14 protein-coding genes are annotated in these 13,220 nt (G+C 68.8%); 12 read left to right on the top strand and 2 right to left on the bottom strand.

From position 1 onward, the window contains the following. Positions 1 to 75 precede the first annotated feature (75 nt). Positions 76 to 678, top strand: coding sequence for a dihydrofolate reductase family protein (locus ACFOWZ_RS35080; RefSeq protein ID WP_382378241.1), 603 nt, complete (start codon positions 76 to 78; stop codon positions 676 to 678). Here the strand turns inward: ACFOWZ_RS35080 and ACFOWZ_RS35075 are convergent. Continuing rightward, positions 659 to 1,309, bottom strand: coding sequence for an HD domain-containing protein (locus ACFOWZ_RS35075; protein ID WP_382378240.1), 651 nt, complete (start codon positions 1,307 to 1,309; stop codon positions 659 to 661). The genes ACFOWZ_RS35080 and ACFOWZ_RS35075 overlap by 20 nt on opposite strands. 60 nt (positions 1,310 to 1,369) lie before the next feature. Here ACFOWZ_RS35075 and ACFOWZ_RS35070 point away from each other — a divergent pair, with 60 nt between their 5' ends. Beyond that, positions 1,370 to 2,179, top strand: a complete 810-nt coding sequence (locus ACFOWZ_RS35070; protein ID WP_382378239.1) for a sigma-70 family RNA polymerase sigma factor — start codon at positions 1,370 to 1,372, stop codon at positions 2,177 to 2,179. Positions 2,180 to 2,394: 215 nt separating this feature from the next. On the opposite strand, the gene bldD is transcribed toward ACFOWZ_RS35070, so the two are convergent. After that, entirely contained in the window at positions 2,395 to 2,883 is a 489-nt protein-coding gene (gene bldD / locus ACFOWZ_RS35065) for a transcriptional regulator BldD (protein ID WP_030471611.1), read from the bottom strand. 257 nt (positions 2,884 to 3,140) lie between these two features. Between bldD and pyrR the strand changes: the two genes are divergently transcribed. The 10 genes from pyrR (at position 3,141) to rpoZ (ending at position 13,130) form a co-directional block, all read left to right on the top strand. Then, on the top strand, positions 3,141 to 3,713 hold the full coding sequence (pyrR, locus tag ACFOWZ_RS35060) for a bifunctional pyr operon transcriptional regulator/uracil phosphoribosyltransferase PyrR (RefSeq protein ID WP_030471610.1): 573 nt from the start codon (positions 3,141 to 3,143) through the stop codon (positions 3,711 to 3,713). Next, positions 3,710 to 4,642 (top strand): aspartate carbamoyltransferase catalytic subunit, encoded by a 933-nt coding sequence (locus ACFOWZ_RS35055; RefSeq protein WP_382378238.1) that lies wholly within the window; start codon positions 3,710 to 3,712, stop codon positions 4,640 to 4,642. Before pyrR ends, ACFOWZ_RS35055 begins: the two co-directional genes overlap by 4 nt. Further along, a complete protein-coding gene (locus ACFOWZ_RS35050) occupies positions 4,639 to 5,919 on the top strand; it encodes a dihydroorotase (protein ID WP_382378237.1) in 1,281 nt (426 codons plus the stop codon). Before ACFOWZ_RS35055 ends, ACFOWZ_RS35050 begins: the two co-directional genes overlap by 4 nt. After that, a complete protein-coding gene (locus ACFOWZ_RS35045) occupies positions 5,916 to 6,422 on the top strand; it encodes a PH-like domain-containing protein (protein WP_382378236.1) in 507 nt (168 codons plus the stop codon). The genes ACFOWZ_RS35050 and ACFOWZ_RS35045 overlap by 4 nt, the downstream gene beginning before the upstream one ends. Then, on the top strand, positions 6,419 to 7,531 hold the full coding sequence (carA, locus tag ACFOWZ_RS35040) for a glutamine-hydrolyzing carbamoyl-phosphate synthase small subunit (protein WP_382378235.1): 1,113 nt from the start codon (positions 6,419 to 6,421) through the stop codon (positions 7,529 to 7,531). The genes ACFOWZ_RS35045 and carA overlap by 4 nt, the downstream gene beginning before the upstream one ends. Next, complete coding sequence (carB, locus tag ACFOWZ_RS35035) at positions 7,531 to 10,833, top strand: carbamoyl-phosphate synthase large subunit (RefSeq protein ID WP_382378234.1); 3,303 nt, start codon at positions 7,531 to 7,533, stop codon at positions 10,831 to 10,833. Before carA ends, carB begins: the two co-directional genes overlap by 1 nt. After that, complete coding sequence (gene pyrF, locus ACFOWZ_RS35030; protein ID WP_382378233.1) at positions 10,830 to 11,642, top strand: orotidine-5'-phosphate decarboxylase; 813 nt, start codon at positions 10,830 to 10,832, stop codon at positions 11,640 to 11,642. The genes carB and pyrF overlap by 4 nt, the downstream gene beginning before the upstream one ends. A gap of 296 nt (positions 11,643 to 11,938) precedes the next feature. Continuing rightward, positions 11,939 to 12,256 carry an integration host factor, actinobacterial type gene (gene mihF / locus ACFOWZ_RS35025; RefSeq protein ID WP_030471603.1) on the top strand — a complete coding sequence of 106 codons (318 nt, stop codon included), beginning with the start codon at positions 11,939 to 11,941 and terminating at the stop codon, positions 12,254 to 12,256. After that, on the top strand, positions 12,253 to 12,849 hold the full coding sequence (gene gmk / locus ACFOWZ_RS35020; RefSeq protein ID WP_382378232.1) for a guanylate kinase: 597 nt from the start codon (positions 12,253 to 12,255) through the stop codon (positions 12,847 to 12,849). Before mihF ends, gmk begins: the two co-directional genes overlap by 4 nt. A gap of 2 nt (positions 12,850 to 12,851) precedes the next feature. Further along, complete coding sequence (gene rpoZ, locus ACFOWZ_RS35015) at positions 12,852 to 13,130, top strand: DNA-directed RNA polymerase subunit omega (RefSeq protein WP_045313812.1); 279 nt, start codon at positions 12,852 to 12,854, stop codon at positions 13,128 to 13,130. Positions 13,131 to 13,220: the final 90 nt, after the last annotated feature.

Genomic DNA, 13,220 nt, shown 5'->3' with positions numbered 1-13,220 from the left:
CCATCAAGGTTATCGATGTGTTGTGGCAGAAGTTGGCATTGGACGTCATGCCAGCCCTGCACCAGGCTGGTGTGCATGACCAAGGTGACCTGCGACCTCTCGATCTCCCTCGACGGCTTCGCGGCCGGGCACAACCAGGCGGAGGACCGCCCGTTCGGTGACGACGGTGGCGACGGCTGGGGCAGCAGGCTGCACGCCTGGTTCGACGACCCCGCGGAACGGCAGTGGCAGATGGACCGCCTCGCCGAGACCAAGGCGTTCATCATGGGCCGCAACATGTTCGGCCCGATCCGCGGCGAGTGGGACCGCCCGTGGAACGGCTGGTGGGGCGACAACCCGCCGTACCACGCGCCCGTCTTCGTGCTCACCCACCACGCCCGCGACCCGCAGCCGATGGAGGGCGGCACCACGTTCCACTTCGTCACCGGTGGCGTCGAGGCCGCGTTCGAGCTCGCCCGTGAAGCCGCCGGTGACGGCAACATCTCCGTCCACGGCGGCGCGACCACCGTCAACCAGTACCTCGCCGCGGGCCTGATCGACGAGCTGCGGCTGCGGATCGTGCCGGTGACGCTCGGCGCCGGCACGCGGTTGTTCGACGGGGTGCCCGGCCTGGACCTGGAGCAGGTGGAGTCGAGGGCGGGCAACGGGTTCACCCACGTCACCTATCGCGTGAACTAGCCCATCCCCGGCGCTCGCCCTCGTCGATCAGGTGCCGCGCCGCCTCCCACAACGTCGCCGACGCCTCACCGATGACCGCCTTGCGCGACCGCACGTCGTCCGCCGTCACGCCGGGCGTGCGCCAGGTCCCGCCCTTCGCCATCCAGTTGAGCAGCAACGGTTGCAGCCGGTCCACGGCCTTCGCGAACCGCGCTTCCGGCGTCGAGCGGGCCTCGAACTCGTCCCACAACGCCCTCAGCTCGCGACCGGAGTCGTCCGGGAGGAGGCCGAACAGCCTGTCCGCGGCGGCTTCTTCGCGGTCCTGCTGGTCGTGGCCGGCCTCGGTGTCGTAGATCGGGGTGTCGCCCGCGTAGATCTCGACGAGGTCGTGCACGACCACGAGCTTGATGGTGTGGCCGACGTCGATCGGTTCGTCGGCGTGCTCGGCGAGCACCAGGACCATGAGCGCGAGGTGCCAGGAGTGCTCCGCGTCGTTCTCGCGCCGGTCCGCCGCGGCGAGAGGGGACGCGCGCAGCACGGTTTTCAGCTTGTCGACCTCGATCAGGAACGTGAAGTGGCGGAGCAGCCGGGAGTCCAGACCGGACGGCAGCGGCGTTCGGTCGGCGAGGAGGCCCGCGTCGAAGTTGGTCACGTTGCCAGGAGCCTACCGATTACCCTCGCGGACGAGAGGTCGTGACCACAGGGGGAAGTCTTGATCGCGCAGTTCGAGCAGGAGCGCACGCGTTTGCGCGCTGTCGCCCACCGGATGCTCGGGTCGTTCACGGAGGCGGACGACGCGTTGCAGGAGGCGTGGATCCGGGTGGAGCGGGCGGATACGAGCGAGGTGGAGAACCCTGCCGCGTGGCTGACGACCGTGGTGGGTCGGGTGTGCCTGAACATGTTGCGCGACAGGCGTGATCACGCGTTCGAGATGCCGGACCCGGTGATCGACGTCAGGGAGGAACCCGAGCACCAGGCCGTGGCCGGCGACGAGGTCGGGCTCGCGATGCTGATCGTGCTGGACACGTTGAAGCCCGATGAGCGCCTTGCGTTCGTGTTGCACGACATGTTCGCCGTGCCGTTCGACGACATCGCGCCGTTGATCGACAAGACACCCGCCACGACCCGTCAGCTCGCGTCCCGTGCGCGCAAACGTGTGCAGGAACGACCGCGGGCGAACGACGACCTGCCGAAGCAGCGGGAAGCGGTGAACGCGTTCCTCAAAGCGTCCCGCGAGGGCGACCTGGAGGGGCTGGTGTCGGTGCTGCACCCCGAGGTCGTGCTGCGCGCCGGTGCCCTGGAGGTCATCGGTGGGCGGGCGGTGGCGGCACGCGCCAGCACGTTCCGCAAGTTCGCGACGGCGGCGGAGATCAGGTTCGCGGTCATCGGTGGCGACGCCGGCTTCGTCTCGTGGGTGGACGGCGTGCTGTTCTCGGCGATGGCGTTCACCGTCCAGGACGGACAGATCACCGCGATCCACGTCATTCAGGACAAGGAGCAGCTCGCCCGGCTCGTTGCGTGAGCAATGGCACTCAGACTCGCCCACCGGATCACGTCGGCGACTCCGACCGGCGAGCACGCGGAGCGTCACGACCTGACCGAGTTGCTGCGCGGTTCGGCAGCCGCGGGCGCCACCCGACCGGCAACGGTGGATCCCCTGAATGCAGCAGTGGCCCCCTCGACGTCCTCAGGGCGACTAACAGGACGTGAGGGAGCCACTGCTCCGAACGGGAAGGCTCAGTCTTCCTTGGCGGGACGGGCCTCGGGGGGCAGCACACCCCAGTCGATGAGCTGCTCGGTGAGCTCGCCCGGCGTCATGTCGTAGATGATCGCGAGCGAGCGCAGGTCCTCGGTGCGGATGGAGAGGACCTTGCCGTTGTAGTCACCGCGCTGCGACTGGATGGTCGCGGCGTAGCGGGCCAGCGGGCCGACCTTCTCGACCGGCAGCTGCTGGAGTCGTTCGAGGTTGATCACGATCTTGGTGGCCGGCTCGGCACCCGACGGCACGCGGCCCTCGGGGAGGAGCTCGGCGACGGGAACCCCGTAGAAGTCGGCCAGCTCGGCCAGCTTCTGCACGGTCACCGCGCGGTCACCGCGCTCGTACGAGCCGACGACCACGGCCTTCCAGCGACCGCCGGACTTCTGCTCGACGCCGTGCAGGGACAGACCCTGCTGCTGGCGGATAGCGCGGAGCTTGGCCCCCAGCGCCTTGGCGTAGTCGCCCATGTGGCGGTTCTCCGTTCATTCGCCCCGTCAGCAGTACGGCGGTGCTGCGGGGAGGCTTAGATCGATACGCAGAGTAATGATTACTCGCCGTGGTCGGCAGGTCAAGCTGATCTCAGGGAGAGACCCTCGCCACGCACGGGACACCACTCGGACGGCTGACCGTCCACGGGTGATACGGTGCAGGTCAGCCCGGCTGTAACCGGGTGTCCGACGTCCTTTAAGGACCCGTCCAGTGAGGCGGGGAAGGAGGTCCAGCCGTGGCGTCACGTCAACGTGGCGCGACGGATCCGGCCGGGGATCGCGAGATCCTGTCGGCCGGTGACGTCGCGCGCACCGTCGCCCGAATGGCCCATCAGATCATCGAGAAGACCGCTCTCGATGCACCCAGCGCACCCGACGTCGTCTTGATGGGTATTCCCAGCCGGGGAGCCCCTCTCGCACGGCGCCTCGCCGCTAAGATCGCCGAATTTTCCGGCCGCACGGTGCACGAGGGCACGCTCGACATCACGCTCTACCGCGACGACCTGCGCAGAGGCCCGACGAGGCCGCTGGAGGCGACGAAGCTGCCCGAGGGCGGCATCGACGACAAGCTGGTCGTGCTCGTGGACGACGTCCTGTTCTCCGGTCGCACCATCCGCGCCGCGCTCGACGCGCTGCGCGACCACGGCCGTCCCCGCGCGGTGCAGCTCGCCGTGCTGGTCGACCGCGGGCACCGGGAACTGCCGATCCGAGCGGACTACGTCGGCAAGAACCTGCCCACGTCCAAGACCGAGGACGTCGTGGTGATGCTCGAGGAGTTCGACGGCCGCGACGGAGTGGTGCTGAAGTGAAGCACCTGCTCTCCACCGACGGCCTCGACCGCGACCAGGCGATCGCGATCCTCGACACCGCGGACCGGCTGAAGCAGGCGCTGCTCGGCCGCGAGGTCCGCAAGCTGCCGACGCTGCGCGGCCGCACCGTGATCACGATGTTCTACGAGAACAGCACGCGGACGCGCGTGTCGTTCGAGATCGCCGGCAAGTGGATGTCCGCGGACGTGATCAACGTCAGCAGCTCCGGTTCCAGCGTCAGCAAGGGCGAGTCGCTGCGGGACACCGCGCTCACGTTGCAGGCCGCCGGTGCGGACTGCGTGATCGTGCGGCACCCGGCGTCCGGCGCGGCCCACCGCCTCGCGGGCTGGCTCAAGCACACGAGCACGTCCGTGGTGAACGCGGGCGACGGCATGCACGAGCACCCGACGCAGGCGCTGCTCGACGCCGCCACGTTGCGCGACCGCCTCGGCAGCCTCGACGGCCGCCGCGTCGCGATCGTCGGCGACGTCCTGCACAGCCGCGTGGCGCGGTCGAACGTGCACCTGCTCACGACGCTCGGCGCCGAGGTCACGCTGGTCGCGCCGCCGACCCTGCTGCCGGTCGGTGTCGAGAAGTGGCCGGTCGCGGTCTCGCACGAGATCGACGCCGAACTCGCGTCGCAGGACGCCGTGATGATGCTGCGCGTGCAGGCCGAGCGCATGACCGGCGGGTTCTTCCCGAGCTCGCGCGAGTACTCGATCGCCTACGGCCTCAACGAGCGGCGCCTGAAGCTGCTGCCAGAGCACGCCGTCGTGCTGCACCCCGGCCCGATGCTGCGCGGCATGGAGATCGCCTCCGTCGTCGCCGACAGCCCGCAGGCCGCCATCACCGAGCAGGTCCGCAACGGTGTCCACGTGCGCATGGCCGTGCTGTACCACTTGCTCGCCCACGAGGAGGAAAACGCGTGAAACCCTTGCTTCTCAAGGGAGTTAGGCCCTACGGCGAGGGGGAACCGATCGATCTGCTGATCCGCGACGGCGTGATCGCAGAGGGCACGGATTCCGACGCCGAAGTGATCGAAGGCAACGGCGCGGTTCTCCTGCCGGGCTTCGTCGACCTGCACACCCACCTGCGTGAGCCCGGCCGTGAGGACACGGAGACCATCGAGACCGGGTCCAGGGCCGCGGCACTCGGTGGCTACACCGCCGTTTTCGCGATGGCCAACACCGACCCGGTCGCCGACAACGCGGTGATCGTCGAGCACGTCGCCCGCCGCGGCAGGGAGGTCGGCCTGGTCGACGTCCACCCGGTCGGCGCCGTCACCGTCGGCCTCGAGGGCGAGAAGCTCGCCGAGCTCGGCACGATGGCCAAGTCCAAGGCCAACGTCCGAGTGTTCTCCGACGACGGCCACTGCGTGCACGACCCGTTGATCATGCGCCGCGCGCTGGAGTACTCGAAGGCGCTGGGCGCCGTCATCGCGCAGCACGCCGAGGAGCCGAAGCTCACCGTCGGCGCGCAGGCGCACGAGGGCGAGAACGCCTCCCGCCTGGGCCTGCAGGGCTGGCCCGCCGCGGCGGAGGAGTCGATCGTCGCCCGCGACTGCATCCTCGCGAAGCAGGTCGACGCGAAGCTGCACGTCTGCCACGTCAGCACCACCGGCACGGCGGACGTCCTGAAGTGGGCCAAGGCGCGCGGCACCAAGGTCAGCGCCGAGGTCACCCCGCACCACCTGATCCTGACCGACGACCGGCTCTCCACCTACGACCCGGTCAACAAGGTCAACCCGCCGCTGCGCACGCAGGACGACGTCGACGCGCTGCGCCGGGCGCTCGCGGACGGCACCATCGACTGCGTCGCCACGGACCACGCCCCGCACGCCGTGCAGGACAAGGACTGCGAGTGGTCGGCCGCCCGGCCGGGCATGCTCGGGCTGCAGACGGCGCTCGGCATCGTCGTCGAGACGATGGTGAAGACCGGCCTGCTGGACTGGCGCGGTGTCGCGCGGGTCATGAGCGAGAAGCCCGCCGAGATCGCCGGCCTGACCGACCAGGGCCGCCCGATCGCGGTCGGCGAGCCCGCGAACCTCGTGCTGGTCGACCCGGACGCGACGTGGACCGTGAACGGCGCGGAGCTCGCGAGCATCGCGGGCAACACCCCGTTCGAGGGCATGGAGCTGACCGGCGCGGTGACGGCGACCGTCCTGCGCGGGCGCGTGACCGCACTGGCGGGAAGGATTGCGGAATGACCCGCGTGCTGCTCGTCCTGGTGGTGTTCCTGTTCTTCGCACTGTGCGTGTACGGGATGTGGCACGGCTGGAAGCGGCGTCAGGCGAAGCAGGCCGACCTGCCCGCGTTCCCGGCGACGCCCGCGACCCTCGGTGAGCCGAGGCTCGCGACCACGGGCGTCTACATCGGAACGACGAACGCGGGCAACTGGCAGGACCGCGTCCAGGTCGGCGACATCGGCCACCGCGCGGAGGCGACGCTGAGTCTCGTGCCGGAAGGCGTCGCGATCGACCGCGTCGGCGCCACACCGATCTTCATCCCGGCCGGGTCCATCCGGGACGCCCGGACCGACCGCGGGCTCGCCGGGAAGGTCATGTTCAGCGAAGAGGGTTTGCTGGTGGTCCAGTGGGAGAACCAGGGCCACCTCTTCGACACCGGGTTCCGCGGTGACGACAAAGACGTTTATGAGGAATTGGTTGCGGCTCTCAGCCAGACGGCCATCGAACACGGAGGCAAGGCGTGACGAACGCGGCATTGGTGCTGGAAGACGGTCGTGTCTTCCGCGGTGAGGCGTACGGAGCGACCGGCGTCTCGCTCGGCGAGGTCGTGTTCTCCACGGCCATGACCGGGTACCAGGAAACCCTGACCGACCCGTCCTACCACCGCCAGATCGTGGTGCAGACCGCGCCGCAGATCGGCAACACCGGCTGGAACGACGAGGACGACGAGTCGTCGAAGATCTGGGTCGCCGGGTACGTCGTCCGCGACCCCGCGCGCACACCGTCGAACTGGCGGTCCAAGCGCGGTCTCGACGAGGAACTGGCGAACCAGGGCGTCGTCGGCATCGCGGGCCTCGACACCCGCACGCTGACCCGCCACATCCGCGAGCGGGGCGCCATGCGGGCCGGTGTGTTCTCCGGTTCCGACCTCACCGACGACGCGTCGATGGTCGAGCAGGTCAAGGCCTCGGCGCAGATGCTCGGCGCGAACCTCGCGGTCGACGTCACGACGGACGAGCCGTACGTGGTCGAGGCCATCGGCGAGAAGAAGTTCACCGTCGCGGCGCTCGACCTGGGCATCAAGTCGAACACCCCGCGGATGATGGCGGCACGCGGCATCGAGGTGCACGTCCTGCCGCTGACCAGCACGTTCGAGGACATCCTCAAGGTCAGCCCGGACGGGTTGTTCCTGTCCAACGGCCCCGGCGACCCGGCCACGCAGGACCACGCCATCGCGCTGACTCGCGAGGCGCTGGGTCGCAAGCTGCCGCTGTTCGGCATCTGCTTCGGCAACCAGATCCTCGGCCGCGCGGTCGGCCGCGGGACGTACAAGATGCGCTACGGGCACCGAGGTATCAACATCCCGGTGATCGACGTCGCCACCGGCAAGGTCGCCATCACCTCGCAGAACCACGGGTTCGCGTTGGAGGGCACGCCGGGGGAGGAGTTCTCGTCCGAGTTCGGCCGCGCCGTGCTGTCGCACTACTGCCCGAACGACGGCACCGTCGAGGGCGTCCGGTTGCTGGACGCGCCGGCGTTCTCCGTGCAGTACCACCCCGAGGCGGCTGCCGGTCCGCACGACGCGGCGCCCCTGTTCGACGAGTTCGTGACGCTGATGAATGAGGCCCGCTGATGCCCAAGCGTGAAGATCTGAAGCACATCCTGGTCATCGGCTCTGGCCCGATCGTCATCGGTCAGGCCTGCGAGTTCGACTACTCCGGCACCCAGGCGTGCCGGGTGCTGCGCGAGGAGGGCATCAGGGTCAGCCTGGTCAACTCCAACCCGGCGACGATCATGACCGACCCCGAGTTCGCCGACGCCACCTACATCGAGCCGATCACGGCCGAGTTCGTGGAGAAGGTCATCGCGCAGGAACGCCCGGACGCGGTGCTCGCGACCCTGGGTGGCCAGACCGCGCTGAACACCGCCATCGCGCTGCACGAGCGCGGGGTGCTGGAGAAGTACGACGTCGAGCTGATCGGTGCCGACATCGACGCGATCCAGCGCGGCGAGGACCGGCAGATGTTCAAGGACATCGTGCGCAAGATCGGCGCCGAGGTCCCGCGTTCGGCCGTGTGCAAGACGATGGACGAGGTCCGCGAGACCGTCGCCGAGCTGGGTCTGCCGGTCGTCATCCGGCCGTCGTTCACCATGGGCGGCCTGGGTTCCGGCATGGCGCACACCCCGGACGAGCTGGAGCGCCTCGCGTCCATCGGCCTGGAGGAGTCTCCGGTCACCGAGGTGCTCATCGAGGAGAGCGTGCTCGGGTGGAAGGAGTACGAGCTCGAGCTCATGCGCGACCGCAACGACAACGTGGTCGTCATCTGCTCGATCGAGAACATCGACCCGATGGGCGTGCACACCGGTGACTCGGTGACGGTGGCGCCCGCGATGACGCTGACCGACCGCGAGTACCAGCACATGCGCGATGTCGGCATCCAGGTCATCCGCGAGGTCGGCGTCGACACCGGTGGCTGCAACATCCAGTTCGCGATCCACCCGGACAACGGGCGCATGGTCGTCATCGAGATGAACCCGCGCGTGTCGCGGTCCTCGGCGCTGGCCTCCAAGGCGACCGGCTTCCCGATCGCCAAGATCGCCGCGAAGCTCGCCATCGGGTACACGCTCGACGAGATCACCAACGACATCACGGGGGAGACCCCGGCGTCGTTCGAGCCGACGCTCGACTACGTGGTCGTGAAGGCGCCGCGGTTCGCGTTCGAGAAGTTCCCCGGTGCGGACCCGACGCTGACGACCACGATGAAGTCGGTCGGCGAGGCCATGTCGATCGGCCGGAACTTCGTGGAGGCGCTGGGCAAGGCGCTGCGTTCGCTGGAAACGAAATCGGTCGGTTTCTGGACGCAGCCCGATCCCGAGGGCGTTACGCTCGAGTCGACTCTGAAGCAGTTGGAGCGCGGCCACGACGGCCGCCTCTACACGGTCGAGCGTGCTCTCCGACTCGGCGCGTCCATCGAGGACGTGTACAACGCGTCGAAGATCGACCCGTGGTTCATCGAGCAGATCGCCTGGCTCGGCACGTTGCGCACGGAGCTGCTGGAGGCTCCCGTGCTGGACGAGCCGTTGCTGCGCAAGGCGAAGCGTGCTGGTCTGTCCGACCGGCAGATCTCCGTGCTGCGGCCGGAGCTCGCCGGTGAGGACGGCGTGCGCGCGCTGCGGCACCGCCTGGGCGTGCGGCCGGTCTACAAGACGGTCGACACGTGCGCGGCGGAGTTCAAGTCCGAGACGCCGTACCACTACTCCGCCTACGAGCTCGACCCCCAGGCCGAGTCGGAGGTCGCGGAGCAGCGGGAGAAGCCGAAGGTGCTGATCCTGGGCTCCGGGCCGAACCGCATCGGGCAGGGCATCGAGTTCGACTACTCGTGCGTGCACGCGGCGATGGCGTTGCGGGCGGCCGGGTACGAGACCGTCATGGTCAACTGCAACCCGGAGACGGTGTCGACGGACTACGACACCTCGGACCGCCTGTACTTCGAGCCGCTGACGTTCGAGGACGTGCTGGAGGTCGTGCACTCCGAGCAGCGCTCCGGTGAGGTCGCGGGCGTGATCGTCCAGCTCGGCGGCCAGACGCCGCTGGGCCTGGCGCAGCGCCTCGCGGACGCCGGTGTGCCGGTCGTGGGCACGACGCCCGAGGCGATCCACCTCGCCGAGGACCGCGGCCAGTTCGGCAAGGTGCTGACCGAGGCCGGGCTCCCCGCGCCGAAGTTCGGCACGGCCACGTCGTTCGACGAGGCGAAGGAGATCGCGGACGAGATCGGTTACCCGGTCCTCGTGCGCCCGTCCTACGTGCTCGGCGGCCGGGGCATGGAGATCGTGTACGACGAGGAGTCGCTGTCGGGCTACATCGCCCGCGCGACCGAGGTGACGCCCGAGCACCCGGTGCTGGTCGACCGGTTCCTCGACGACGCCATCGAGATCGACGTCGACGCGCTGTGCGACGGCGACGAGGTGTTCATCGGCGGTGTCATGGAGCACATCGAGGAAGCCGGCGTGCACTCCGGCGACTCGTCGTGCGCGCTGCCGCCGATCACGCTGGGCGCCTCGGACATCGAGAACGTCCGCCGCTCCACCGAGGCCATCGCCCGCGGCATCGGCGTGAAGGGCCTCCTGAACGTCCAGTACGCGCTCAAGGACGACGTTCTGTACGTCCTGGAGGCAAACCCGCGTGCGTCGCGCACGGTGCCGTTCGTGTCCAAGGCGACCGCGGTCTCGATGGCCAAGGCGGCGTCGCGGGTCATGCTCGGCGCCACGATCGCGGAACTGCGGGTCGAGGGCATCCTGCCGACCACCGGTGACGGTGCCCGGCTGCCCGAGCACGCGCCGGTCGCGGTCAAGGAAGCGGTCATGCAGTTCCACCGCTTCCGCACGCCCGAGGGCCACGGCGTCGACTCGTTGCTGGGCCCGGAGATGAAGTCCACCGGCGAGGTCATGGGCATCGACTCGTCGTTCGGCAAGGCGTTCGCGAAGTCGCAGACGGCTTCCTACGGCTCGCTGCCGACGGCGGGCAAGGTGTTCGTGTCGTTCGCGAACCGCGACAAGCGCGCGATGATCTTCCCGGTCAAGCGCCTCGCGGACCTGGGCTTCCAGATCCTCGCGACCTCCGGCACCGCGGAGGTGTTGAAGCGCAACGGGATCCCGTGCACCGAGGTGCGCAAGCACTTCGAGGGCGAGGGCAACGTCGTCGACATGATCCTGGCCGGCGAGATCGACATGATCTTCAACACGCCGTACGGCAACAGCGGCCCGCGCGTGGACGGCTACGAGATCCGCACCGCCGCTGTGGCGAAGGACATCCCGTGCGTCACCACGATCCAGGGCGCTGCCGCGGCCGTGCACGGCATCGAGGCGCTCATCCGCGGTGACATCGGCGTGCAGCCGTTGCAGGCGCTCCAGGCCGCTCTGAGGGGAGACGCGTGACGTTCGGGGAGAAGCTCGCGAAGGCCGTCGAGTCGTACGGCCCCCTCTGCGTCGGGATCGACCCGCACCCGAGCCTGCTGGACGCCTGGGGCCTCTCCAGGACCGCGGAGGGCCTCGAACGGTTCGCTCTGACGGCCGTGGAGGCGTTCGGCGGCAAGGTGGCGATGGTGAAGCCGCAGGCGGCGTTCTTCGAGGCCTACGGGTCGCGTGGTGTCGCCGTGCTCGAACGGGTGATCGCGGAGCTGCGCGGCTCGGGGACGCTCGTCCTGGTGGACGCCAAGCGCGGCGACATCGGCTCGACCATGGCCGCGTACGCCGAGGCGTACCTGGGCGACGGTTCGCCGCTGGCCGGTGACGCGGTGACGCTGTCGCCGTTCCTCGGCTTCGGATCGCTCCAGCCCGCGCTCGACACGGCACGGTCGACCGGCCGCGGGGTGTTCGTGCTGGCGCTGACGTCGAACCCGGAGGGTGCCGAAGTTCAGCGCACGGTTGCTCCGGACGGGCGAACCGTGGCGCAGACGATCATCGATTTCGCCACCGCTCGGAATTCCGGCATTTCCCCGTGCGGCGATGTTGGTCTCGTCGTGGGTGCCACGATCGGGGAAACGGATGTGGACCTCGCGGGGTTCAACGGGCCGATCCTGGCCCCGGGTTTCGGTGCTCAGGGCGGCTCGGTGGCGGATCTAAAACGGCTCTTCGGGTCCGACATGCGCAACGTCTTTCCGACTTCTTCACGAGATGTTCTCAGGCATGGGCCGGACGTATCGTCGCTGGTCAGCGCCGTGCGAAGGGTTCAGGAGAGCCTCTGAGGTGGTGCGCGCCGCAACTTTTGGGGTGTGGCGCGCTCACCAGGGCAAACATGTGTTGGTAGGGTCCACGCCACCGGCTGCCCCGCTGGTCACCGGCCTCATAGCACACGTAACGTGGGCGACGAGTTCCCGGAGGGCAGTGATCAGGCCGCCGGAGGGTGTTGGTACTACTACCACCCGCCGCATCACTCATGACCGCTGAAGATTTACCTGACTGGGTCACGTTGTCCCCAGGCAATTGCGGTCGGTACGGTCGCGGCACCGATCCGAAAAGAATCCACACCACGGAGGAAATCGTGGCTCTTCCCCAGCTTACCGAGGAGCAGCGAGCCGCAGCGCTGGAGAAGGCTGCTGCCGCTCGTCGCGCTCGGGCTGAGCTCAAGGAGCGCCTCAAGCGCGGCGGCACGACCCTGACGGACGTGCTCAAGGCCGCCGAGAGCGACGAGGTCCTGGGCAAGATGAAGGTGTCCGCGCTGCTCGAGGCCCTGCCGGGCGTCGGCAAGGTGCGCGCGCAGCAGATCATGGAGCGCCTCGAGATCGCTCCCAGCCGTCGCCTGCGCGGTCTCGGTGACCGTCAGCGCAAGGCCCTGCTCTCCGAGTTCAGCGGAGAGTGAGTGACACCGGGACGGGGGCGGGCTCTGTCCGCCCCCGTCTCACCGTCTTGTCCGGGCCGTCAGGGGTTGGCAAGTCCAGCGTCCTGGCGGAGCTGCGCAGGCAGCAGCCCGATGTCTACTTTTCCGTCTCGGTGACCACCAGGAAGCCGAGGCCGGGCGAGGTCGACGGAGTGCACTACCACTTCGTGGACCACGAGAAGTTCCAGCAGATGGTCGACGCGGGAGAGTTCCTCGAACACGCGGAATTCGCCGGAAACCGTTACGGAACGCCTCGCAGGCCCGTGGAGGAAGCACTGGCCTCCGGCCGCCCCGCCCTGCTGGAGATCGAGCTGCAGGGCGCGCGGCAGGTCCGCGTGGCCATGCCGGAAGCCCAGCTGGTCATGCTGATGCCCCCGTCCTGGGAGCACCTGGTCGACCGGCTGACCGGCAGAGGCACCGAACATCCGGACGTCGTCGAACGCCGGCTCGAGATCGCCCGCGAGGAGCTGGCGGCGGAGAAGGAGTTCGACGAGGTCGTCGTGAACGCCGACGTGCAGTCGGCCGCGGCCGACTTGCTATCCTTGATGGTCGGACCACGAATCTCAGGAGTTTGAGAGTGATCACCCACACCGAGCTCGGTCATCTGACCGGTTCTCCGGAGGGCATCACCAACCCGCCGATCGACGACCTGCTTGAGCAGGTGAGCTCGAAGTACGCGTTGGTGATCTACGCAGCGAAGCGTGCCCGCCAGATCAACGACTACTACGCGCAGCTCGGCGAGGGCCTGCTCGAGTACGTCGGCCCGCTCGTCGAGCCGGGCCCGCGTGAGAAGCCCCTCTCGATCGCTCTTCGCGAGATCCACGCGGGTCTCCTCGAGCACACCGAGGGCGAGTGAGGGGTTAGGACTGGGGAGGCGTGTGTCTGCGGAAAGCGCAGACCGACTCGCCTAACCCCGTGTCTTGTGGGGGCCGAGCCCCCACACCCC

Origin of the sequence: Lentzea rhizosphaerae, assembly GCF_042649515.1 — a bacterium.
Lineage (GTDB): Bacteria > Actinomycetota > Actinomycetes > Mycobacteriales > Pseudonocardiaceae > Lentzea > Lentzea aerocolonigenes.
Note: the sequence above shows the minus strand (reverse complement) of the source record. Positions and strands in the feature narration are given on the sequence as shown.

Excerpts from the sequence above, each read along its gene's own strand:
- ACFOWZ_RS35080 (WP_382378241.1), top strand. The coding sequence starts at position 76 with ATGACCAAGGTGACCTGCGACCTCTCGATCTCCCTCGACGGCTTCGCG.
- bldD (WP_030471611.1), bottom strand. The coding sequence starts at position 2,883 with ATGGGCGACTACGCCAAGGCGCTGGGGGCCAAGCTCCGCGCTATCCGC.
- ACFOWZ_RS35045 (WP_382378236.1), top strand. The coding sequence starts at position 5,916 with ATGACCCGCGTGCTGCTCGTCCTGGTGGTGTTCCTGTTCTTCGCACTG.
- carB (WP_382378234.1), top strand. The coding sequence starts at position 7,531 with ATGCCCAAGCGTGAAGATCTGAAGCACATCCTGGTCATCGGCTCTGGC.